The sequence below is a fragment of the Actinokineospora sp. NPDC051303 genome, from assembly GCF_055586285.1.
In genome coordinates, this window is record NZ_JBVJIN010000016.1 from 70115 (window position 1) to 93366 (window position 23252).

17 protein-coding genes and 1 pseudogene are annotated in these 23252 nt (G+C 66.2%); 5 read left to right on the forward strand and 13 right to left on the reverse strand.

Annotated features, from left to right (window positions below; genetic code table 11):
- Nucleotide 1: 1 nt before the first annotated feature.
- The 8 genes from ACZ6SD_RS14820 to ACZ6SD_RS14855 all read right to left on the reverse strand — a co-directional run bounded on the left by ACZ6SD_RS14820 (nt 2) and on the right by ACZ6SD_RS14855 (nt 12514).
- Nucleotides 2-1447, reverse strand: coding sequence for a DUF2398 family protein (locus ACZ6SD_RS14820; RefSeq protein WP_465317479.1), 1446 nt, complete (start codon nt 1445-1447; stop codon nt 2-4).
- Nucleotides 1444-3018, reverse strand: a complete 1575-nt coding sequence (locus ACZ6SD_RS14825) for a DUF2397 family protein (RefSeq protein ID WP_465317480.1) — start codon at nt 3016-3018, stop codon at nt 1444-1446. Before ACZ6SD_RS14825 ends, ACZ6SD_RS14820 begins: the two co-directional genes overlap by 4 nt.
- 412 nt (nt 3019-3430) lie before the next feature.
- Nucleotides 3431-6424 carry an AAA family ATPase gene (locus ACZ6SD_RS14830; protein WP_465317481.1) on the reverse strand — a complete coding sequence of 998 codons (2994 nt, stop codon included), beginning with the start codon at nt 6422-6424 and terminating at the stop codon, nt 3431-3433.
- 5 nt (nt 6425-6429) lie between these two features.
- Nucleotides 6430-7692, reverse strand: a complete 1263-nt coding sequence (locus ACZ6SD_RS14835) for a metallophosphoesterase family protein (protein WP_465317482.1) — start codon at nt 7690-7692, stop codon at nt 6430-6432.
- Between the two features lie 33 nt (nt 7693-7725).
- Entirely contained in the window at nt 7726-9057 is a 1332-nt protein-coding gene (locus ACZ6SD_RS14840; RefSeq protein WP_465317483.1) for an AAA family ATPase, read from the reverse strand.
- Nucleotides 9054-10445 (reverse strand): hypothetical protein, encoded by a 1392-nt coding sequence (locus tag ACZ6SD_RS14845; protein WP_465317484.1) that lies wholly within the window; start codon nt 10443-10445, stop codon nt 9054-9056. The genes ACZ6SD_RS14840 and ACZ6SD_RS14845 overlap by 4 nt, the downstream gene beginning before the upstream one ends.
- 104 nt (nt 10446-10549) lie before the next feature.
- Nucleotides 10550-11677, reverse strand: a complete 1128-nt coding sequence (locus ACZ6SD_RS14850) for a hypothetical protein (RefSeq protein WP_465317485.1) — start codon at nt 11675-11677, stop codon at nt 10550-10552.
- Between the two features lie 39 nt (nt 11678-11716).
- A complete protein-coding gene (locus tag ACZ6SD_RS14855) occupies nt 11717-12514 on the reverse strand; it encodes a hypothetical protein (RefSeq protein WP_465317486.1) in 798 nt (265 codons plus the stop codon).
- A gap of 478 nt (nt 12515-12992) precedes the next feature.
- Between ACZ6SD_RS14855 and ACZ6SD_RS14860 the strand changes: the two genes are divergently transcribed.
- The 3 genes from ACZ6SD_RS14860 to ACZ6SD_RS14870 all read left to right on the forward strand — a co-directional run bounded on the left by ACZ6SD_RS14860 (nt 12993) and on the right by ACZ6SD_RS14870 (nt 17280).
- On the forward strand, nt 12993-14093 hold the full coding sequence (locus ACZ6SD_RS14860) for a tyrosine-type recombinase/integrase (protein ID WP_465317487.1): 1101 nt from the start codon (nt 12993-12995) through the stop codon (nt 14091-14093).
- A gap of 992 nt (nt 14094-15085) precedes the next feature.
- A complete protein-coding gene (locus ACZ6SD_RS14865; protein ID WP_465317488.1) occupies nt 15086-15868 on the forward strand; it encodes a serine/threonine-protein kinase in 783 nt (260 codons plus the stop codon).
- 5 nt (nt 15869-15873) lie between these two features.
- Nucleotides 15874-17280 (forward strand): hypothetical protein, encoded by a 1407-nt coding sequence (locus ACZ6SD_RS14870; protein WP_465317489.1) that lies wholly within the window; start codon nt 15874-15876, stop codon nt 17278-17280.
- Between the two features lie 12 nt (nt 17281-17292).
- Here ACZ6SD_RS14870 and ACZ6SD_RS14875 read toward each other — a convergent pair whose 3' ends face one another.
- Nucleotides 17293-18051, reverse strand: coding sequence for a hypothetical protein (locus ACZ6SD_RS14875; RefSeq protein ID WP_465317490.1), 759 nt, complete (start codon nt 18049-18051; stop codon nt 17293-17295).
- Between the two features lie 350 nt (nt 18052-18401).
- Between ACZ6SD_RS14875 and ACZ6SD_RS14880 the strand changes: the two genes are divergently transcribed.
- Nucleotides 18402-18668, forward strand: coding sequence for a hypothetical protein (locus ACZ6SD_RS14880; protein ID WP_465317491.1), 267 nt, complete (start codon nt 18402-18404; stop codon nt 18666-18668).
- A 34-nt stretch (nt 18669-18702) separates the two neighbouring features.
- Here the strand turns inward: ACZ6SD_RS14880 and ACZ6SD_RS14885 are convergent, their stop codons facing one another.
- Together ACZ6SD_RS14885 and ACZ6SD_RS14890 are read right to left on the reverse strand one after the other, a co-directional pair.
- The gene (locus ACZ6SD_RS14885; RefSeq protein ID WP_465317492.1) at nt 18703-19605 is read right to left on the reverse strand and encodes a transposase; all 903 of its coding nucleotides are present in this window, start codon (nt 19603-19605) and stop codon (nt 18703-18705) included.
- Nucleotides 19606-19637: 32 nt separating this feature from the next.
- A pseudogene (locus ACZ6SD_RS14890) lies at nt 19638-20357 on the reverse strand (transposase family protein); the annotation flags it as partial.
- A gap of 155 nt (nt 20358-20512) precedes the next feature.
- Here ACZ6SD_RS14890 and ACZ6SD_RS14895 point away from each other — a divergent pair.
- A complete protein-coding gene (locus ACZ6SD_RS14895; RefSeq protein ID WP_465317493.1) occupies nt 20513-21610 on the forward strand; it encodes a hypothetical protein in 1098 nt (365 codons plus the stop codon).
- Here the strand turns inward: ACZ6SD_RS14895 and ACZ6SD_RS14900 are convergent.
- Nucleotides 21572-22804 carry a glycosyltransferase family 2 protein gene (locus tag ACZ6SD_RS14900; protein ID WP_465317494.1) on the reverse strand — a complete coding sequence of 411 codons (1233 nt, stop codon included), beginning with the start codon at nt 22802-22804 and terminating at the stop codon, nt 21572-21574. The two genes, ACZ6SD_RS14895 and ACZ6SD_RS14900, sit on opposite strands and share 39 nt — an antisense overlap.
- 107 nt (nt 22805-22911) lie before the next feature.
- Complete coding sequence (locus tag ACZ6SD_RS14905; protein WP_465317495.1) at nt 22912-23118, reverse strand: hypothetical protein; 207 nt, start codon at nt 23116-23118, stop codon at nt 22912-22914.
- Nucleotides 23119-23252: the final 134 nt, after the last annotated feature.

Genomic DNA, 23252 nt, shown 5'->3' on the forward strand with positions numbered 1-23252 from the left:
ATCAGTTGTCGAAGAGCGTGAGCGGGTCGTCGGTGTTCCCGGTGACGTCGCTGGTGAGCTGCTCGTCGTCGGCTGTAGAGGTCGAGGGAGCTGCCTTGAGCTTGACGCGCCACATCCGCACTGCCGGGGTCGGTTGCCATTGGTGCTGTTCGACGCCTCTGGTGCCCTGGATCGAGTCGCCGGTTACGGCGTCCTCGCGCAGGAACCCGGCGTTGACCAGCTCGTTTGCGGCAGCCCGGGCAAGGGCGGGCAATCGCCGGTCGTATGCTGCGGCCCAGCGTGGCAGCGTGGCTCGTACCTCTTCGAACAAGGTCACGATCTCGCCTATCCCCACCGGCTGTTCACGCCCACCTGCGCCGATCTCGCGGCCGCCGAGATGTTTGAGCAGGGCCAGGGCCGCTTGCCGCTCACTGCGCCTGCCATTGGGGAAGTCGAGGGTGCTGCCGAGCCCGGACGGGTCGCTGACCTGCCACCAGTCGCGCCGCACGGTGCCCGCCAGCCCGAGTGCGTGCAGGACGTTGAGGGCGCGGTTGCGGCCGGTCGAGGTCTGCAGGTAATCGTCATCAGCCGGGTCGGTACCGGGATCGTCTACGAGCCGCCGGATCGCGCGCTGACGACGCACGGCGGTCTCGCTCCTGGCACCACGACTGTCAAGCTGCGCCTGCGAGTGCTTTTCTTGGTGCTCGTCGTCATTCCGGAGGGCGTCTTGGACGCCGTTGCTGAGCGGGGTCGCGTCCGGCTCCGGGAGCGGCCCGCTGTCGTCAACGATGAGGTCAGCGGTGAGCGCCTGGGCGTGCCCGGGAGGCGGCATCTGTGGCAGCTTGAGCAGCGATGGAGACAGGGAGGAAAACTTCGCAGCGAGCCGATCGCGGGAAGCGGACACAACCAGGTCGCTGGTGTCGTCGCTGGCCACCCGGTCGAGGTCGGCGTCCACGGTGATCGTCCCGTCAGCCTCTAGCAACCGTAACGCGTCCACGAGGCTATGTCGGTTCCCACGGGCTTCCTGTTTGCTGATTCCCTCGCCCGCGACCACCACAAACTGAGGCAACAGGCCGTGCTCACTGCCAGTCGCGCAAACCTGAGCCACCCCCTGCAGCAGATCATTGAGGGTCATTCTGGGCCGCCGCCAGAGTTGCTCACAGGCGAGCGCGGACAAGACCAGAACCAGTCGCGGAGCCAGCCCCCTCTCCTTGCCCTCCCTGCGCAGACGCGGCCCGCGACGGAACGGCACGTCTTGTCGGCGCTTGTGCAACCGGATCATGTCCGCTGATCCGAGCACATCAAGTGTCCAACCGAGCTCCGTGGCGAAAAACCGTGTCAGTTCGACTCGGTCACGAACCGCGGCACGGTACAGCTCGGGCTCACGCTCCGCCAGGAGCCTGCCCTGCGCGATCAGCACGCGGGCACAATCGGCCAGATCCGGTTTGAGCAACGCGTCCTGCCTCACGCGACGCTCCGGGACCGGGGCGTCGACGACGCTTCGACATCCGATTGGGCCGAACCGGCCGCGATGACCGTCAACCGGAGGTCGGGACCCTGCAGCACGCCCTCAGCGAGGCGCACGACAACCGGGTCAGCGCCGCTGACGACCCGTACGGTGATGAGCACACCAGCCTCGTCCGCGTCGACCTGCCCGATCCCCGTCGCCGGGTCGACCATGTCCAACGCCAGCTGCAGAGCATCGAACAGCACCGCCGCGGTCTCAGCTTCGAGCCCGGTGAAGTGGTCGAGCCCGACTTCACCCGGGGTGAGCAACGCCTGCGCACAACGACGCCGGTACTCGGCCTGAGCGCGCGCTTCCTCCAGCGCCCGCTGCCGTTCCGCTGTCGCGTCGGCGACCTTGCGCGGCCTGCCGCCCGCAGGCCCGTGTCGCTCGTGCTCGCGCAACGTCAGCTCCACGGTGAACGGCACCGGCGCTGCCGCGGCCGTCGTGGCGAAGTCCACGTTCTCCAGCGACGGACCGGCCACGACATGCCAGGCGGGCCAGTCTCCGAATGCGGCGGCATAGACCTGCCGCGCCGCGTCGTCATCGGCTTGCTGGTGCAGCGACTGAGCCAAGATCCGGAAATCAACCGACAGGTCCGACCCGCGCAGTCGGGCGTTGTATCGCCGATCGATAGCGTTCAGCAGCGTGTTCACCGCGCCGTACGCCGACTCGATAAGCCGGTGCACGCTGCCCAACGGAACGAACCAAGCCTCCAGCGATGACAGCAGTGACACACGCTCGCTCACCCACTGCTGCTGCGCCGCCGCATCGAGCAGCCCAGCGTGCACCACGGCGCACTGAACAACGTGCTGATGCCCGACCAACCGCAGGTCGGCGAGCACGGCGTCGACCCGCACCAGCGCCCGGTCGTACTCGCGGGCGAACTGCCTCAGCGCCTCGACGACTCGGTCGCGGTTGCCGTCGAAAACGTGGTCCTTGGTCACATCAGACTGCACGAGCTGGCCGAGCGCATCGTAGAAGTCGGCGGTGACACGCTGCAGTTCGGCGATGCGCGTTCCGACGTTGCCCAGATCGGCATCGAGCAGACCGTGATCGGCAGGCTCCACGGCGTGAGCCAGCAATGCCCGCAGCGTCTGTTCAACACTATCCAGCAGGCGGCTTGGCAGTTGCAGCGCCCGATCGGCAGAACCGATGGCTGCCCGTACCGCGGCGACCACGTTGCGGCCGCGACGAGTCAGCGCCCAGGCTTCTTGCCGACCGATCACACCATGGTAGTTGCGCACCGGAGCAGCGAAATCGCGAAACGGCTCGGCGAACCTCCACACGGCGAGCTGGTCGAGCAACCTTCGGAGGTCAGCCTCGGATAGCGGATCACCGAAGCCGACCGCACGCAACCGTTCCAAGATCTCACCCAAAGTCGACATTGGTCCACGAGTGCTCAGCTCATCGAGCGCGGCGAGCAGCGCCGCATACCGTTCACGAGCCAAGTCCTCGGGCATGGCAAAGACTGTCCAGTCGCTGGCGATGACGTGCCGCCACCACTGTTGCGGCTGTTCCGACGCGGCGCTCAACGCGGCTCCCTGGCAGGCTTGTCGACGCGGAACGAACAACCGCAGTCAACGCAGCGGGGGACGGTCACGAGGCCTCCATTCGCACGAGCTGTTTCAGTGCACCCGAGGTAGCCAACCTACGGAGTATGGAACACCACACCGACACTTCCTCCTTCCGACGTCGCACAGCGCTTCTCACAAGCGGTTCAGCTCCCACCGTTTACGAGTGAACCTGCGCGGCACCAACTGTAGACGGACATACCGACAATCCACGCCGGGAACAAACGTTCGAGGGCGGTGTGCGACAAGCGATGGGCCGTTTGAGTGAACACTGGCGGCGCGGATCGCCGGTTCGGCCCAATTGAGCTGGCGAATCGACTGTTGAACGTGTGGTGCCGCCGCGTTGGTTGCGACTTTCGCGGCATGACGCGAGCTATGTGAGTAGCCCCGCTGCCAATTCATCGGTGACCAGTTGGTCTCGTTCAGCCGCACTTGCCCAGTGGGCCTCGCTGCCGTTGAGGGTCCGGGTCACCATGAGGAGGTCGTCAATGTTCTCTGCCACGGCCCGCATGTGGCTGATCACCGCGACCAGTCGGCCACCAGTGGCTTGGCGGGTGAGAGCTTCGAGCGCTTCGCCCAGGACGTTGGTGTCCAGGGAGCCGAATCCCTCGTCGAGGAACAACGCCTCGACGCGGCCTCCACCGCGGGAGGTGAGTTCCACCAGCGCCAAGGCCAGGGCCAGGCTTGCCAGGAAGGTCTCACCGCCCGAAAGCGTCTTCACGTCGCGTGGTTGGCCTGTGTGACCGTCGATGACGCGAAAGTCTTCAGAGAACGCGAATCGGTCTTCGGTCATGGACAGGAAGAGTTCCGACGCGATGCCCAGCAGAGCCCTTTGCCGACGTTTGACGACAGCGGCCAGGAACTTGCCGTCAGCGAGAAGGCCGCTGAGCTCACGCAAGCTGTCGACCGTCGGTTGGGCAACCGAAATGCGACGATCCAGTTCGGCGCATATCGGGAGATCAGCTTGCGCCTTGTCTCGATCCCGTTCGGCTACCTTGGCTTTCGCTTTGGCTGCGATAAAGAGTTCCGTTAAGTCGTCGATCGTGGCGACTCCGGCGCGGGAGAGCGCTTTCGCGGTAGCAGTTTCCGCGCCCGCAGCGACGTCATCCTGTGCCGACGCCACGTCGCGAGACAGCCGGATGATCTCATCAACGCGATTCAGGGCCTCCTTGCCCCACTGCGCATCCGTGAGGATCGAGAACGGCTCTGGGCGCACGGGTATCGCGGGAGGTTCGGTGAGCCAGGGAATGGCCGCAGCGGTGTCCGCCACGGCTTGGATGGCCCTGCTCAACTGTTCTGCGGGTCGTTCGACCCCAGACCGGATGTCCTTGATCACACCGTTCTTGTTGTCGCGCAACCGTTTAGCCTGTGCCTGTGCGGACTTGAGTTGGGTGGTCACCTCCCCCAACTCACCCTGACGACGCTGCGCCTGGTCCATGGCGCGTTCGATCGCGGCGGTGCTCAGACCGCTGGAGATCCTGTACGCAGTCGGGAGCGTGTCGTGGGATTCGGCCATCTTGTCGTGCCGCCGTTTGAGGGCTGACCGAGACTTGGTGAGTGCTTTCTCACGCTTGATCAGCGCGGCTTCGTCGCGCTGAATCTCGGTGATGTCACGGGTCTTGGCGTCCTGAGCGACCTTGGCGGCGTCCACTGCCGTCTGCTTGGCGTCGGCGGCCCGGCGAACCGTGAGCTTGGCGTCAGTGAGCAGAGTTTCATCGTCCTGGCCAAGATCGACCTTCCCGAGTTCGGCCTGCACCAATTCGAGTGCGGTGTCGTGCTGGCTGATTGCTTCGCTGACCTTGCCGAGGGTGTCCTGGAAAGCGGCCTGGGCGGTGTTGTAGGACTCGACGGTGGCGGCGAGTTCGTCTGCCAGTGCTCGGGCGCGTTTGTTGGCGCGAGTCCGAAGTGCCTTCACCCGAGCGATGTCGGCGGTGGCAGGCGGGGTGAAGCCGTCGGGCAACGAGCGCAGGCAGACTGGGCATGGATCGCCTGGACTACTGTGCTCCGCCGCGTGGGCGGCGGCGTTCGTCCGGGACACGGCCTCGACTTGTTCCTCGGCTGCCTCGGCTTTTTTGTCTGCTTGGGCGGAAGTGTTCGCCGCTTTGTCAACTGCTTCTTTATGCTCTTGTACTGCTTTCCGCGCTTTCTCAACCTCGGCGGTTGCGGCGTCGACTGCTGTGGAGGCATTCCGGGCGTCGGTAAGCAGCACACGGTACCGACCAAGCGCGTTCGCTGCGGCTGTATGGGCCGCGTCCAGCTCACTGGCATGGGTTTGAGCTTGCTCGGCCTCGCGGACAATCTTGACGTACGCATCCTTGCGCGCCTGGAGGTCTGTGCGTTCGGCCTGGATGGCCGCGTCCTCACCATCCAGATGGCGCTGGTCTTCTTCGATAGCGGGAAGTTGGTCAAGCAGTGACTTCAACGTGGCCAGCGTGGACGCGACGGCGACGACACCCGTACCGTCGATGTCCGCGCCTTCGAGAACCGCCCCAAGTTCTTCTTCGCGCGCCTCGGCGACAATCAACTCTCCTTCTATGGTGGAGAGTTGGTGTTTGAGTGCGGCATCGAGCTCGATCAGCTGCTGATACCGGTGTTCGGTGTCGGACGGGATCCTTGTCGTCAACTGTCGCGCGGCTGATCGGCATTCCTGTCCACGGCGAGTCGCATCATCAAGGGTTTTCTGCGCTTCGGTGACCGCGGTCTTGACGGCTTCGAGTCTGCCGTTCTCTTCCTTGGTCTCGGACAGTCGGTGGCGCGCGTCACGGAGTGCCTCCTTAGGATCGGGCAGCAGACCGGCGCGGCGCACGACCAGCTTGGCCAACAGTGGGTTCAGCCGCTCATGCAGGGCTTTGGCCTGGTTCCGGACATCGGTGATGTGATCAAGTCCGAGTGCGGTCTTGAGGATGGCGGTGCGGTTCGCCTCGGGTGTCTGGAGCAGTTCCTGGAATCGCCCTTGCGGCAGGACGACCGCTTTGAGGAACGCGGTGTAGTCCAGCCCGATAAGGCCACGGATCGCGCTGTCGACCGCGCGAGAGTTGTCGACCTCGGTGCCGTCGTCCAAGCAGGTCAAGCGATGGGTCGATGGCGGATAGCCACTCGCGGAAGTGGTCCTAGTGACCCGCCAGGTCTTGCCCTTCGCCTGGAAGGTCAACTCCACCCGCAGGGTGCCGTCGCCTCCGTCGGCGATGAGCCCCTTGCCGCTGCGGGCATCCCAGGTGCACCCGCCGTACAGCGCGAAGCACAGGGCTTCTAGAAGTGAGGACTTGCCTGCGCCCGTGTCGCCCACGATCGCCATCAGGCTCACGTTCGTGAAGTCGATCTCTTGCTCGGCCCGATAGGAGCGCAGTCCGCGGAACTTGAGGGTCAAGGGCCTCATCGAGCCACCTCCTCGGCGTGCATGCCGTGGTCGCATTCCAGCGGGTCGGTCAGCAGCGACTCCTCGGGCAACGTGATGGGCCGCTGTTCTTCGATGGAGGTCAGGATCTGGCCGAAGGTCTGCAGGATGCGGTCGGCTGCCACCGTCGTGCTGCCCTGCTCGGCGAGGTAGTCACGGAACAGTTGGCGCATGTCAGGCTCGACGTCACCGGCGACCGCTTCCGGGGTGAGGACCTCCAGCTTCTGGTCGGCGCAGACCTCATTCACTTGGAGCAGAACGGCATTCGGCAGCAAGTCTCGAACTTGCTCGGACAACGTCGGTTCGTGCGACGGGGTGTACACGGTAACCAGGCACAGGTCTCGCCCGATCGACGGTGCCGAGGCGCGCAGGTCGTCCAGGGTGCCCTCGAGCCGGCGCAGTTGCCTGCCACCGCTCAGGCCGACGACGTCGACATGGGCTGGTTGTCCAGGACGCAGGTCGACCATGACGACGCTCTTGCGTTCCCCTGCCTCGCCGAAGTCGAGCTGGATGGGCGACCCCGCGTAGCGCCCGGTGACCTGCGTGCCCGGCAGCTTCTGCGGCTTATGGATGTGCCCGAAGGCGGCGTAGCTGACGGCGGGGACATCCTCCGCGCTGGTCGCGTAGTAGTCCGAGGCGTGCACCGGGCGCTCGCTTCCGGCGAAGTTGGCTCCGCCGACGTGCAGGTGCGCGGCGAACATGGCGATGTCGCGGCGGTCGTCGAAGTCGCGCAGCAGCTCTGCGGCCAGCGCCCGCTCCATCCGTCCGATGCGTTCGGCGTAGGTGTCGCGCCAGTGGCTGGTGTCGTTGAAGGCGTCGATGGCCCGGTTGGAGTGCACAAACGGCAGAACCGCCAGGCGCAGCACGCTGCCGTCGGTTCCGGGGAATCGCAGGACACCTCCCTGATCGGGATCGTGGGGCTTGTCGATGAAGTGGATCCTGCTGTCGGGGCCGAGAAGCTGGGCGAAAAGTTGGAACAGCAGTGGCGAGTCATGGTTGCCGCAGACGACGACCACGGGCGCGACGGCCGCGAGTTCCTGCAAGACCGTCGTAGCCTTGCTCATGTCCGGAATGGACGGTCGGGCGTGGTCGAAGAGGTCCCCTGAGTGCACGATCAAGTCGGGTTTCTGGCTGCGGGCCAAAGTGATGATCTCGGTGAGGACGGTGTCATGATCCTCGGCGCGGGGTTCGCTGTAGGTGATTCGACCGAGATGCCAATCGGAGACGTGGAGAACTCTCATCATTCCTCTCAGGTGAGACTCGGCACTGGGCCGTTATGCCGCCGGGACTCGATGCGCACGCAGATGCGCGAGCATCGCCTGGTTCGCTTCCCAGCCGTCCGGGAATTTCGCCGGAACGCCCAAGTGCATCGGTTCGGCAGGTGGGTGGGCGTCAAGCAGATCCTGGATACCGGCGCGGGCCACCACGATGCAGCCGTGTCGATGTCGCGAGGTCAGAACGCACAGGCGGCCCGATTCGAGGTGGAAGGCGGTAGCGTCCCGACGGCCGGACAGCGGGTGAAGCACGAGAACCAGGTCGTATTCGCTGCCCTGCAAGCGATTGGCCGTGTCGACCCTGATAGCCCCTCCGCCGCGCTCGTGGAGCGCACGGCGAATCGCCGCGGCCTGATCACGGTGCGCGGCGCCAATCGCGATGCGGTTTGCCGTGACAGGGACGTCGTGCGGGTCGCGCTCGGATTGGGCCACGGCGCCGCGTTGAATCACCCGCAGGGCTAGGTCGGTGATCGCGTCAACCGCCTGAATGTCGGTGCGCAACGTGTGCCGCGCCTGCAACTCATACAACGCCCAGCCCGTGCGGGCGGCCATCTCCAAGGTCTCGTCGACCGGGCCGCCGAGTCCTCGGGTCTGGAAGGTCAGCCGTCGCTGGGCGGCAGAGGTGGCCGCACGGAATCCGGTGAACGGGTAGAACGCCTCGGACACCGGCGGCGCTGCGGATGCGGACAGCCGCCAAGACAAGGGAAGCTGGTGGATCGGCAGGTCGGGGTTGTTGCGGAGCATCGCAACGACCGCGCTTTGCATCGGGTCCCACGTCAGGCCGGTCCAGCGGTCGACCTCAACGGTGGAGAACGGGTCCAACTGGCCAGGATCCCCGAGGAACAACGCGCGCTCGAACCGAGTGGCGACGCGTAGCAGCATGTCCGACCGCATCTGGTACGCCTCGTCGACGATCGCCCACGGCCACGGGCCGTCTGTGACGTGGACCCACTTCGCCGCCGTGCCGATGGTGATCGCGGAACCCTGGAGGTCGGATACTCGGTCGGCGACGATGACATTGGGGTGAGTCACTCGCTCCGTAGGGACATAGCCCTGCGCGGACAGTCTGCCAATGCGCATCGCGGGCGCCTCGCGCGCCATCCGGTCGACCAGGTCGTCGACCTGCTCGTTGGTCTGCGCTATGACCATGACCGGCTCGTCCCCACGCGCGATCTGCGTGGCGGCCCGGACAACCAGGGTTGACTTGCCTGCTCCCGGTGGGGAATCCACCACGACCCCGCGGTGGCCGCTGGCGGTGAAATCGGACAGCGCCGCGCCGATGACCTGCTCTACCTCGTCTGCCGCGCGGACAGCGGGATCTGCTGCGGTCACGACCACTCCTCCTTCGCGTCATCACCTGTCGGGAGCGGCAGGGCCGGAGGGCCGCCGTGCGTCCACGGGGTGTTTTCCCGCGCCGGAAAGGTGCCGCGCGGTTGATAGTCGTCGGTCAAGACGCTGAAACAGACCTGATCCCCCACCGCAGGCACGGTGCCTGCGGGTGCCGTTCTGCCACGGCCCATACCGCCCGCCAGCTCCAGCGTGATCTCCAGACCGTCGGGTGTCTCGGTCACGGAGACGATCTCCGCGTGTTGCCGTGGCCGTGCCCGATCGGTCACCGGGCCGTCGCCCGGGACAAGCCGCACAGGATCCTGCGTCGAGACGGTGATCAGGGGCCGGAGCACAGCGCTGCGCCCCGCGCCGACCCGTCGGTTCGGCACCGCTGACGCGACGACGCCCACGAAGGCGTCACCAGCGAGCCGGTACTCGGCCATCACCAGCGGGTCGTCGAAAGCCCGCTGCGCGCCGTACTCGGCCTGGTGCCGTTCGAGCTGGCCAAGCCGCATCGCTGCGGCCACCGCGCTGTCCCGCTTGGGCTGCGGATGGCCGCCAGTCGCAACATGTGTGTGGAAGCGCAGGTAGGCGTCCTTGTCCAGATCCCACCGGATTGCGACATGCTCTCCCGGTGTTAGCACCCGGAGTTGGTCGATAGCCTGCCACATCAGCCGCCAAGTGGGTTCGAGTTGTCCGCGCAGGGCGGTTTCCAGCCGAGTGACAGCCCGCCGTCGCCGCTCGGGATCAGCGGAGGCGCGGTCGTAATCGGCGATGCCGGGCTCCAGCACCTCCCGGTCGAACGTCGTGTCGGTCGCAGGGCCAGCAGGCGGCCACACCAGCGGGTCCTCTGCCGCCAGCGCGGATTGTGCTCCGTCTGATCCCGGCGGCGGCGCGATCCATCCCAGCAAGGAGGCGAGGTTGCCGTCCTCGACCGCGCTTTGACCGGTAGCCCAATGGTCGGCCAAGACCTCCGTCGCGGCCACCAACAACGAGGAACCGGGGTATTCAGAGCGCTCCACGAGGAAGGTCAGCCACTTGCCCAGCGTGGGCACCGAGATGGGAACCGCGTAGGGGCCGGTGGTGGAGCGAAATCGCGTGGAACGCCCGAACAGCCGAAGGAAATCGATTCCCGCACGGTTGGGCACCCACACTTGTGGCGCGTCGGCGACGCGAGGCTTGGACCCGCCACTTGGCCGACTGCTGGCCACCATCGTGCTGGCGAAACTCCCGATGTATCCCAACACGTTCAACGCCAGTGAATGAGCGAACTCGAAACGCAGCTCACGGTTGCGGGGTTGCGGAACGATCAGCAAGCGGGGCGCGCTGCGGTCCCGGCCGACCAGGGCGGCCAGTGGGGCGTTCGCCTCGCCCGCCATCGCCAGCGGCACGCAGACCAGCGGCCGTTGGCTGATGTGGACGTGCCGGACGGTCGTGATCGGCTGGGCTCGGCCGAGCTCGACAGCGTGTGCCCGCGCCAGCGAGGTGAGTGTGCTCATGCCGCACCGCCGAGACACTCGCGGCGCAAACGTTCAGCCATCCGCAACACCTGAGTCGCCTCGTGCGCGTGCTCACCGGGGTCGAGCGCGCCGCTGGCCAACCCGAGCGCGGCGGCGATGGTGTCGACCCCACCGAGGTCTTCCTGAACGGATCGCCCCAGCGCGGCGGTGTGTCCGCGGGCGCCGGTTCGACAGAAGAACGCCATCTCACAAGTGGCCAGGCACTCGGGCGCGTAGCGGGCTTCGATCTGGCCCAACGCCTCGCACAGCTCGTCAACGGGGCGCGTGGCCACACCGGCCTCGTCACGACGAAGGTCCAGGGTGAACCCCGGCGGCAGCGTCGAGGTGATGGCGCCGACGTCGGTGAGGCGGGCGAGCTGGCGTCGCACCACGGTCAACTGCTTGCGCACATCGACCAACGCCGCGGTCGGCCGGTTGGAAAAGTCTTCGGGACACACCAGGAACACCTCGTGCGACACCGCGGCCGGGTCGAAACCCAACTGCTCCATCAACTGGCGCAGCGCCAGGACGTACACGGCGGACTGGATCGCCGCCGAGGCGACCTTGCCGGAATCGGCCCGGCCATCAATTACCGGAAATGACTTGATCTCCACGACGTGGAAGCGATCCCGCAGCCGAAACGCGACGAGGTCCGGCTCCAGGTACACGTCTCGACCGCCGATGGTCATGCGCAGCAGGGGGTGATCGAACAGTGTGCCTGCGTCTTGGTCGGATCGGGCGGCGTGCGCCAACAACTGGCGGGAGCGGCGGTAGCGTGCTTCAAGTGTCTCGTGTCCGGCGACGCTGTTGAGATCGTCGTAGGACACCTCGGGAAGTGGCAGGGCAAGGTGCTCCCGCAGCAGCCGCAGCAGCTCGGCGCAGCCGTTGGCCTTCACGTACGTCTCAAAGGCATTGCCGCGGGCGATCGCGAAGCTGGACAGGCCGAACGCGGCGGGGTAGCCGATGTGCTCGGCCAGGGCCTGCTTGTCGATGGACGCGGCGTCCAGGATACTCCGTCGGGCGCAGCCGGGGTTGCTGGTCAGGGCGGCGATCGTTCTGGCATTGTGCTTTTTCGGCTCGGCCGACCCGCGGATGACGTCCAGGCGGGTGTCGGTGTTGTTCAACTACTCTTCCTTCGCGGGGAAGCGCGGGCAGGAAGTCCGCTAGTTCTTCGTGGTGGTGCGTGATACGACTTTCAACGCTGAACCGAACAGCTGATGGATCTCATCGAGCTGTGTCCGCGCTCGTGATGCCGCCGCCTCTCGGTGCGCTTGATCGGCATCCTGGTGTATCGCTAGTTCCGCTCGCGCCGCTTCAGCGACTGTCGCGGGTTTCATGGCGTCGAACGACTCGGCGGCACCGGGGATGTTGGCGGCGAACCGCCACAACATGCTCCACGCGGGCAAGGTGCGTTCGACCATCCTGTCGATCTGCTCTGACAGTCCGATGGCGGCCGTGAGGAAATCGACACGCGCGCTCAGGGGGCCGATGACACGGCGGGTCAGGGGCCACGTAGACACAGCTAACAGCCCGCGAGCTGGCACCAGCCGATCTGCGGTCAATGCGCTGCAGAGGTAGTACGGGCGTGCGTGCGGCGATGATCGGAATGAGCGCTCCTCGTCCCGCCGCAGGCTCGTCAGCTGTGCGCTGGCCATCTCACCGGCGAAGAACGCGCTGTGCACGGTGACGATCAACTTGGGTGCGGACGGCACACCAAGCAGAGTTAGCGCTTGATGGACCTGATCGCGGATTGACAGCAGAGCCCCTGATGCTCTGACCTGTTCAGGCTCCCGGTCAGGCGCAGTCAAGGCCGCTAGAGCCTCATCCCAAGCACGCTCCGCCAGGCGCAGTTTTGCCCGCAGCTCACGTGCTCGAACCGGATCACCGGACATTGCCGCGCGCCGCACCTCCGCCCGTAGGCCCTCGATGTGATGCTCTAGTTCCTCCAGGGGCTCCGCCATGGCTGAGACTGTACCAGCGTTCCAGTGCTTTCCAGTAATTGCCAGTCTTGTCCGCGTTTTGGTAGCTCAGGAGCTTGCGCGAGCTGGGGTGGAGGTAGTCGATGCGGCCAGGGCGGGCTCGCGGGCTGGCTGATGTTCTGCGACGGACGCTTGGAGTCACTATGGATGGTGGGCTGGCGTGAGTGAGCTTCAACCGCGCTGCGGCCCTCAGGACCATGAGGAGGTTGCGATGTCGAAAAGTGTTGGGGTGTTGAAGCGGTGTGGTTGCCGGAATCCGGTGAACGGGCGGCGGCTCGGTGCTCGTTGTCCTCGGCTGGGTGAGCGAGGGCACGGGTCGTGGTACTTCTCGCTGGACCTGCCGCCATCGCGGGCTGGGCAGCGGCAGCGGGTCCGGAGGGGTGGGTTCAGGTCGAAGACCGCGGCGGAGCAGGCGCGGGGATATTTGCAGGGTGCGGATGTCGATCCGGATCGTGCTGTTGTGACGGTGGGGCAGTGGCTGGATATCTGGATGGAGATGCGGCAGACGCTTCGGTTCTCCACCCGGCGGCTGTATCACCAGCACATCAACGACTACCTGAAGCGGTACTTGGGAAGCGTTGTGTTGCGTGATCTGACGATCGGCAAGGTTCAGGCGATGTTCGCGTCTTTGATGCGCATGCGCACGGTTCGTGGGGATCCGTTGTCGGGTGCGACGCTTCAGCGGATTCGTGGTGTGCTGCGGGTTGCACTCAATGGTGCGATCCGTCGTGGGTTGATCGAGCAGAATCCGGCGCGGTGGGTGGAGCTTCCTTCGGGGCGGCGGCCGCGGGCAGTGGTGTGGACCGAAGCCCGTGTCGCGCATTGGAAGGAGACGGGGGACCGGCCTGCGGTGGCGGTGTGGACGGTGTCGCAGACCGCGCAATTCCTGACCAGCATCCGTGAGCATCACCTGTACGAGTTGTATCTGTTGATCACGCTGTTGGGGTTGCGCCGCGGTGAGGCCGCAGGCTTGCGGTGGTGCGACGTCGATCTCAACGCGCGGGTGTTGATGGTGTCGCACCAAGTGCAGGACCACAGCGGTCGGACGGTGGTGTGCCCGCCCAAGACCGAGAACGGTGTCCGCCTCGTGGCGCTGGATCATCACCTGGTTGCAGCGCTGCGCACGTTGCGGTCCGAACGGCAACGAGCGCTGCCGAAGGGGCGGGTCCCGAGCGGGTTCCTGTTCCCGGACCGAGCTGACGGGCCGATGAGCCCCGGTTACCTGACGCACACCTTTACCAAGTTGGTCGCCGCTGCTGGCTTGCCGCCGATCCGGCTGCACGATCTGCGGCATGGCGCCGCGAGTCTATCTCTCGCGGCGGGCAATGATTTGAAAACAGTGCAGGAGTTGATGGGACACTCGAGCATCGTGCTCAGCGCCGACACCTACACCAGCGTGTTGCCATGCCTGGCGCACCAGGCGGCCGAGAAGACCGCCGCACTGGTCATGAAAGCTGTGCATCGCACCTCGCGTGCCGTACAGCAGCGCTCCCGGCGCGCCAAGCACAACCGCAGGCCGAAAGCTCACAGCGTTGCGTCGCAGCAAAGGCTGCTACTTTGAAGATCGTCTAGGGGCAACGAGAACTCGCGCCTATCGGTGAAAGGACATTGAGGACGGCAGGCGCCGCCACAATTAATCTCGGTCGGCCCCGCCCGGGGCGCCCGGCAGTTAGGGCCAACTGGTCGTGCCCAAGATCCGAACTGGGGCAGGACCGCAGGCCGACGACGATCGATCAAGCCATGCCAGCTCAGCCAGGCGCGAGGGACTCAACAAGCATGTCTGGTTAAGGCTGTCTGAAACGATTGTGAAACCAGCACGATTGTGGTGCGCTGCAACGCGAGGCGGACTCCCTCGCAGGTCAACGCGCACATTTGCGGAAGAGGGATCCTGAATCGTAGGGCTGACCCGGCCACACCGCGGACTCACCAAAGATCAACACCCACCTGCAAGATCCTCTTGATCAAGAGGACCCGCAGGTGGGCTTTGATGCAGTATGGTGCGCCGCCAGGGACTCGAACCCCGAACCCGCTGGTTAAGACTGGGCTGCTGTTCTAGCACGTTTGCTCCGGGCCACGGTCTGGGCGGAAGCGGCGCATCCGGTTCTCCGGCTGGAGGCGATGGCCGATCCTTCCTTCCCCTTTTCCTAGGAGATCTGTTGTGAATCTCTCCGCTGTCCTGGTTACCGGGGTGTTCGCCTGCGGTGTGTTCTGCTCGACCGTGCTGGTGGTCCGCTCACCGGGTTGGTTACCCGCCAGTGCGTCGCCTTCGCTGCGGGTGGTCCGCATGGCGGCCTGCTGTGTCGAGGACAAGTCGGGATGTGGGGACCGCCGAGTGGCCGGAGCTGGCTGGTCGTGCTGCGGGTCTGGAGGAGTCCTCGTCCACGCACTCAGGCATGTGACGGCGCGGATGAACGGGGCAACTTCTGTACTTTGTGATGGGTGTCACTTACATTGTGTTGCCGAGAGTGGCCAACGGTGGCCACTTTCGAGTGAAGGGGTGGCATGGGAGTGGATCGGCAGTACCACGGGGAGGTTGTCGCCAGGGCGTTTGGAGTGGACGAGGTCGCTGTGGACCATCTGGGGACGGGGGCGTTCGGGGAGACTTGGCGAGTCCGGCGCGCGGATGGTTCGGAGGTCGCATGCAAGATCATCTACTCTGATGAGTTCCCGGCCGCACGGATCGAGCGGGAGATTGACGGTCTTCGGCGTGTCCGGCATCCGCGGGTGGTGAAGCTTCTCGATGACGCTCACCTCGTTGTCGACGGGGACCTGAGGCCCGTGTTGCTGTTCGAGTACGTCCCGGGTGGTGATCTGCAGCAGGCCATGGAGGCAGGGATACGCCCTGCGGCGGGCGAAGTGGCTGCGTTGCTACGGGGTCTGTTGGAGGGGGTCCACGCGCTGCACGAGGCGCAGGTGGTGCATCGCGACATCAAGCCGGGCAACATCGCGCTGCGCGATGGGACGCTCACCGAGCCGGTCCTGCTTGATCTGGGCTTGGCCAAGCCTCTGGACATCTCCAGCATGACCGCTTATCCCTTTCACATCGGCAGCCTGCCTTACATGGCGCCCGAACAGCTCATGGGTCAGCGGGCGCGTCAAGCGGCGGATTTGTGGGCGATAGGCGTCGTCGTGGCCGAAGTCGCCACCGGGAAGCACCCGTACTGGACTCGGGGTAGCGGGCCTGCTGAGGTGCTCGCGGCCCAACGTGACCTCGTCCTGAGCTTGCCGGAGGCGCTGTCGGCTCCCGTCGCCGCCGTGATTCGGAAGTTGGTGTCGCCCAGCAAGGCGCGACGCGGTTCCACAAGTTCGGCGTTGGCGATTCTTGGCGAAGGGTAGAGAGCATGGTGGTACGAGAACTGTCCGATGAGGACCCGGAGGAATCCAGCCACTACGGTCCTCTTGGGGACGAGCATGATCCCAGCACCGACCACTGGTTCCCCGAGGATGAGTACTTCGACGAGCAGGACTTCGTCGACGAACTCGCCGAAGACTACGACTCCACCGGGTCCGTCACCGCCGTGCCGGACGCGGAGGAAGATGCCCAGCCCTATCCGATGCCACTGCCGGTCGAGGATGCCCTCGGCGCGGGCGTGCCGATTCTGCTGGTCAGCCGCCCTCACACTGGTTACCGTGTGATCGCGCCGCTGTTGCGGGTGCTGGCCCGTGCTCACAAGTCCGACTTGGTGCTGGGCTCCGTCGCCTCCCTGCTGGACGTCATGCCCCAGCACAAGGACCACTATCTGCGGGAGTGCGGCGCCGCGGCCCTGCGCATCGCCGATCCCAGGGCCTTCGCCGTCTTCGATGAGGTCCCTGAGCGCGCGTCCCGCGACCCGGCGAAGCTGCATTGGCCCTACCAGCAGAAGGACACTCTGACCAGCGGCGACGACGAGAACTGGATCGTTGATGTTCTCGACGCCCAGCGCAGGGCAGGGGCGAATGTGCTGCTCTCACCCGGTCGGTACCTTCCCGCCATCAAGCCCGACCATGAGTTGGACACCGCCGTGAACCACTTCGCCATCACCGCACGCCTCGCGGGCGAAGGCGAGGTCGTGGCGATGAACCTGACCCTGTCCAGCCAGTGGTTCCTCCGCACGGAACGCCTCGACGACCTGCTCACCCGGATCAACGAAACGCGTCCCCCGTTGCTGTATGTCCGTGTGCTCTGGCCCGCACTGGGGCCAGCCGCCCAACTGGTCGACAAGGCCCTGCTGCAGGGCTACCGAGAACTCTGCGAGGTCGCTACCGCCGAACGCCTCCGTGTTCTGCTTCCCGACATCGACCTCACCGGCTGGCTGTCCCTGGCCTGGGGCGCCACCGGATTCGGCACGGGAATCAAAGCGGCGGGCCGCGCGTTCACACACACCAGGAGCGGCGGCGGTGGCCGCCGCGGTACTACCAAAGAGCGGTTCCTTGAGTCGCCGCTGCTGCACACGATCCTGCGCGATGAACACCAGCGCCTCATGACCGCAGGGCACGTGGGCGAGTGCGGCTGCGTCTACTGCCGCATGGCCGCCCGCGGACACCCATGGACCCCCGAACTCCAAGGCTGCCATCACGTGTCCGCCGTCGCCGCGGTCACCACCGAACTCTCCCGAGGCAGCAGTCGGGTCACAACCGACTACCGCACAGGAGTCGCAACAGCGGTCCAGAATGCTCGTGCACTTGTCGACAGGGTCTCCCACGACCTCGTCCTGCGCGATGAGTCCGATCCCAAGCACCTACCTTTGTGGGCCAGCGCGCTCGGTTGACCGACCGCCGAATCACCGTGTTGAGGAGGGCAACCGCGGATCTGGGCTCATTGACGTGGTCAGCATCCGCCCGAACACCGGCCGCACCGGACCGGACACGCCACCGTCCCATGCCACGGCGAGAGCCTGCTCGGCCGCGAACATCCGGCTCAGCAGCCGCCGTCGCCCAGTCGGAGCGGGAGCCGGAACCAGTTGGGCGACCTGTCGGGTCACCGGGTCGACGGTGACCACTCCGATCTCCCCGGTTTCGACAATCCGACGCTGCGCCGCGGCCCGCCGCCCCACTGCGGGAGGCACCGCGAGGAAAGATCGGTCCGCGAAGACGGTGTGCCTGCTTGCCTGCGCCGCAGCTCCCCGCCAATCCGACAGTTTCGCCTCCACTGCCACCAATGACAACGCAGGCGGCTGATACCGCCACGTGGGGGCGAACCTTCCACGCGCGGCGCGCACCACATGCCCTGCGGACATCAACCGGGCCAGCGGCCCCCGCCGCAACCCGTCCACCGACAGCCCCACCCGCGCCGCCAACTCCCGCCCACGCATCACACGGTCGCCCGCGACCTGCAAGACAGCGAACGTTGCCAGGTCATTCCAGCTCACGATCGGCATCGCCCCCAGCGCCCGCCGAGCACTCACCGACCGGTCGTCGAACCGCACGTAGAGAACATCGACCACCCCGGTGGAAGTCGGCACCTCGAACAGCGCCGACCAGCGATTTCCGTGCGAGCGCCGACCATGGGGTCCGACGACAGCGCCTCCTTGCTCACGCAAGGGGAAGAGCATGTCGGCCTCGCAGTCGAAGCCTGTCGCCGCCACGGTTTCCGCGCTGTCCGATGTAGATCGCATGATTCCGTTTCGTCGAGGCCAAGTCGACTGCGCCGAGCGCAACGGCATGCTATCGCCGCTTGCCTGCCTGCGTAACCCCGGCCGCCATACGCCGACCTCGGGTCAGCGCATGGCATCCGTTCGATCGGCCCTACGGTCGTGGGACTACGCGCGTGATCACTTGGCCTCTGCGGGAGCCTCGCCCGGCGCCGGTCAGGGTGGTTGTTCCTGCCGGGCCAGGTGTTGTTGGTGAGTAGGCGTAGGCCGTTGAGGGCGACCAGGACGGTGGAGCCTTCGTGTCCGGCGACGCCCGGTGGCAGCGGCAGGGTGCCGAACAGGTCCCAGGCGACCAGGACCACGATGAAGGTCGCGGCGATGGTCAGGTTGGCGATGACCACCCGGCGGGCGCGGCGGGCGAGTGCGACGAGGGCGGGGATGGTGTCGAGGTCGTCGCCGATCACGACGGCGTCGGCGGTTTCGACGGGTGGGTCGGAACCTGGATGACGTCGCGCCGCACGCGCCCGGCCAAGATTTCTTCTTGTCGTCACGGTGGGGGACTGTAAAACGAGCGGCTCTGGCGCACTTTCGGTGGTGGTGTTACGCGATGAGGATGCGGTGGCGCAGGAGAGCGAAGCCCGCTCGCCCGTACATTTGTCGTTTGAGCAGCTTGGTTTTGGTGTTCACGCCTTCGGTGCGCCCGTTGTGGTGGTTGAGGGTGATCGCGGCGGTGACGGCGTCGTTGTCTTGGTCGATGCCTCGCGCGAAGGAGTGCACGTAGGGCAGATCCGCTTCGCGGGCGGCGGTGACCCATGCCGCCAACCGGGCCGGGTTGGCCTCGCGGGGAGTGAGCAGGGCGGCGAAGGACCGCACTGTGTCGGCCGGCGCCGCCATTTCGGGGCAGGCAGCGGCGAGGTCCTGGAGTCGCTGGTGTTGCTGGTCGGTGAGGTTCTCGGGCTGAGTCAGCAGCAGGCGGGTCGCACGGCGTGACGACAGGTGCGGACGCTCGTCGAGATGCCGGCCCTGGTTCAGATACCGCACCAGGAGATTGGGGCTGCAGTTGTAGCCTAGGGTGCGGATCTCGCCCAGCAGCGCGGTCGCCCCGATGCCGGGGTGTTGTTCGCGCCGATTGCGGAGGTGGTCTCGGTATGGGGCGACCATGCAGGCCCGGTATTTGGGGACCCGTTGGATGCGCTGCGGTGTGGCCGCGCGGGCGTATCGCTTGACGGTGTTCATCGCCAGGTCGAGGCGGCGTGAGCAGTCCAGCAGCCCGACTCCGGCGTCGAGCAGGGTGTGGATCTGTTGCCAGCGTTGCAGTGTGGTCTCGGCGAGTTTTCCCTCGCGCAGTCCCGTGGCGGAGGCCCAGCACGCACTATGGGCCGCGACTTCCCTGCCCGCGGCATCGCACAGGCCGTGCCAGAGATGCCATCGGTCGGCGACCTGGATCGCGTGCGGCAGTGCGTCCCGCACCGCCTGTGCATAGCCGCCGAACCGTCCCGGCACACGACTTCGACTCCTGGATTCGCTCGCAGCCACTCGGCCACCACCTGCGCGCCGCGCCCAGGCAGCACGTCGATCCGAGTGCCGGTGTCGGCGTCGATCAACACGGTGGCGTAGTCATGACAGCGGCGCAGGGCGAAGTCATCGATCCCCAGCACCCGCGGCACCGCCCGATCCGGCAACGGAATGCCCAGCAACACCCGCACCGCGGTGTCCCTGCCGACCACGATCCCGATCGCAGGCAGCAACCTGGCCGAGGCCCTGCCTGCCAACTCCCGAACAACACGACGAATCTGCTCACCGAGCCGCACGGTGCGTCGCTGGTATCGCTCGACCAAGCCAGGCACTTGCTCCCGGAAGGTCAGGCGGGCGCACGCGATGACCGGGCATCGCATCCGACGGATCCGTAACCGCAGCAGCACCCGGCGTCCATCGACCGGCACGTCCGCGGGGACCCGCTCGTGGAAGGCGTGGACCCGGCCCGTCGGAGTCCCACAAGCAGGACACGCCACCACATCGCCCCTGGTGGATGCCCGCACCACGATCACATCGCCGGAAGGCGGTGTCCGCAACTTGTCCGGTACCAACCGCCGCGACGACTGATCGACCATTGCACTCATCTCACCGACACGTGGGACCAGCTTCGACTTATCTGGGGAGTCTGGGGCGACGTATGAAACTGCCAGACGCAGGTCATTTGTCCGCATGAAGTTCCACCGGTGGTGTGATGTGCCCGCATTCGGAACGATTTTCATGGGTGCATGCGGTGGGTCGGTGCCGCGCCATCCCCCATGAGATATCCGCTCATGACTCCGACGGTGTAGCAAGATGGCGGTGGGTGAGCGCCGCAGACGATACGCGGGCTTGCCCAGCCTGACGGCGTCATCGGTTGGTCGTTACGGTGCGGGACATGCCGTTCATCGACATCGTCCCGGTGGGTCCAGCGGGTGCGGGCAAAAGTTGCCTGCTGGCCGCGATGAATCAGGGGTTGAGGGGATGGGAGCAGTCACCTGCGCCCATGCTGAAGCCAGACCCGGTGACCGCCATGATGCTGGATGAGGTGTGGCGGTCGAGGCAGGTGTGCGGCACCGGGCATCCGGCAGGTGTTCGCCACCGTCGTTTGGTCGATCTGTGGTTCGAGGCCGGAGCGGACGGCGGGGAGCCGTTGTTCGAGACGCGGCTGACCGACTACGGCGGCGAAGCCGTAGCGGTTGATCGGCATGCGGTGGGCCGGGCGTTGGCGGCCCGGGTTCGTGGAGCCGACGCGTTGCTGTGCGTTCTGGACGGGGAACGGGTCGCGGGGCTGCTCGATGGCGATCGGGACGGTTTCGAGCAGGCGATGGCCGCGGTGTGGAAGCTGGTGGTCGCCCCGAGGAAGGTGGTGCGCTTCGTGGTGACCAAGTGGGATTTGCTGGAGGGTCGTGCCTCGTTGGCTCAGGTGCGGGATGCCTTGTTGGGGCATCCGGGTTTCGCGATGGTTCTGCGGCGGTTGTCGGCGCGCCCTGACGAGGTGGGGGCGGTGGCTTTGATTCCGGTCAGTGTCGCCGGTGAGGATGCCGGGCAGCAGGCGGTGGTGCCGCTGTTGTCGGTGCTGTCGCAGGTGTTGCGGGCGGCTGACGGTCGTGCGGGGCGTTCGACGGGGCATGGCGGGTCGCTGGTCATGGGTGTGGGGATGAACTGGTTGTCGCAGGCGGTGACAGCGGTGGCGGTGCAGCAGGTGTTGCAGCGTGTGGTGGACGCCGTGCCGGAGCGTCGTGCGGCTCGGCGTTACATCGGGCACGCGGCGACGGGAGCGTCGATGCTGGTCGAGGCGGCGGTCAGGACATGGTGTGATCGCGGGGCGCGGCCTGCCAATGATCAGGAGGTACGCGCCGGGGGCAAGCTGTTGACACGTGCGGCCGAGGCGTACGAGTGGCAACTGCGGGATTTTCACCGCCGGTTCCCGGACGCGGACCTGACCGGCGCGGTGTCACCGACGCCGCGGCTGCTGCGGCGCCTGCTCGGCTGAGCGCCGCCAGGACCACAGGCAGAGGAACACGCCTGCGGCTGCGGCCAGCACCGTCTTGCGGCGTTTGGTGACCGGGGTCAGCGCGGGTCGTCGGCCGTGCCGACCGGTCCAGGTCGTCAGACTGCGGCCCAGCACCCATTCGCGGAACAGCCACCAAGCGTTCAGCGGTCCGGTGAGGTTTTGCAGGGCGATCCAACTGGGCAGGCACTTCACCGTCGTGCGCCATCCCAGCTGGCGCACCGCGACCGCGACCGACGCCGCGGTGACGATGACCCACAGCGGGCTCCACCAGCTGCACAGCCCGCGCACCACGCCGTGGCGGGCTATGTAGAAGGGCAGGGTGCAGATGGCAAGGCCGCCCATGAGGGAGTCGACAACCTGGGAGGCGACGATGATGAACGCCCCGCCGTCCATCACCGGGGCGCGGTGTTTGACCATGGTCTGGGCGAACCCGGCGGTCCAGCGGTGCATCTGGGACAGCAGCTCGCGCATCGAGGTGGGTTCCCCGGTGTAGACGAACGCCTCGGGGGTGAAGGCGACGCGATAACCGAGGCGATGCAGGGTCCAGGTGAGGTTGAAGTCCTCGGTGATGTTGTCGTCGGGGTAGCCGCCGACCTCGCGCAGCACGTCGGTGCGGTGGCAGTTGGCCATGCCGCTGAGGACCAACTGCCGGTCGAACACGTCCTGCAGCGGCCGGACCCAGCCGTTGGCGATCGCGTGGTACAGCGTCCGGTACCGGCTGTAGGGGGTGTCGGTGTCGCGGGGCATCGCCGAGGGACAGGTTCCGGCGTAGCCACGGCGCAGGGTGGCCATCATCTGCTCCACCGCGCGAGGGGACAGGGTGGCGTCGGCATCGAGCGCGACGACGGCGTCGCTGGTGGTCCTCGGCAGGGCCATGTTCTGCGCCGAGGCCTTCGACCCACCTTTGCCTTCAATGACGACCACGCCCAGGCCGCGGGCGATGTCGGCGGTACGATCCGAGCAGTTGTCCGCGACCACGATGATCTGGTCAATCGGATAGCTCTGCGCGCGGCAGGACCGGATGGTGTCCGCGATCGACGCTTCTTCGTTGTGCGCCGGGATCACCAGGGACACACTGCTCGGGAAGTCCGACCACCCTCTTTTCCCGGAATGGTCCGGGGGCGTTTCCCGTTCGCCTTCGATCACCCTCAGGGGTGTGTCCCCAGAGCTCATCCGAGGATGCCCCCAATCTGATTCGAACCAATGCCGACACTGTCAGCAGGACCGCGCCGATGCCGGTGCTGGCCAGCAGGGACATAACCCTCCCATGTCGAGCCTCACTACACAGCATCGCTTCCCCGGCCGCCGACCGGCGATACCTCGATCAGGTACGACCGCGCTTCGAAGCCGTGATCACTGACCGTCAGGACGGAGCCGGATGCGGCAGTCGACGCCTGCTCGATACGGCGCGGAATCACCCACATGGCCGGGAGGATCGCATTCCAGTGTGTCCTGGAGATGCTTGAGTCGTTGTCGATTCCCTGCACGGGTGGACTCCGTGACGCCCGGTCGCGGATGACAAAGATGCACACCTTCGGGTCAACCGAGCGAATTGTCTATTCCTTTGGGGGATCAGGGTTGTGATCCTCGGTCTGAGGACTGCAATCACGAGGCGGTCTAA

Coding starts and splice junctions, on each gene's coding strand:
- ACZ6SD_RS14835 (WP_465317482.1), bottom strand. CDS start 7,692: ATGAGAGTTCTCCACGTCTCCGATTGGCATCTCGGTCGAATCACCTAC.
- ACZ6SD_RS14855 (WP_465317486.1), bottom strand. CDS start 12,514: ATGGCGGAGCCCCTGGAGGAACTAGAGCATCACATCGAGGGCCTACGG.
- ACZ6SD_RS14870 (WP_465317489.1), top strand. CDS start 15,874: ATGGTGGTACGAGAACTGTCCGATGAGGACCCGGAGGAATCCAGCCAC.
- ACZ6SD_RS14895 (WP_465317493.1), top strand. CDS start 20,513: ATGCCGTTCATCGACATCGTCCCGGTGGGTCCAGCGGGTGCGGGCAAA.
- ACZ6SD_RS14900 (WP_465317494.1), bottom strand. CDS start 22,804: ATGAGCTCTGGGGACACACCCCTGAGGGTGATCGAAGGCGAACGGGAA.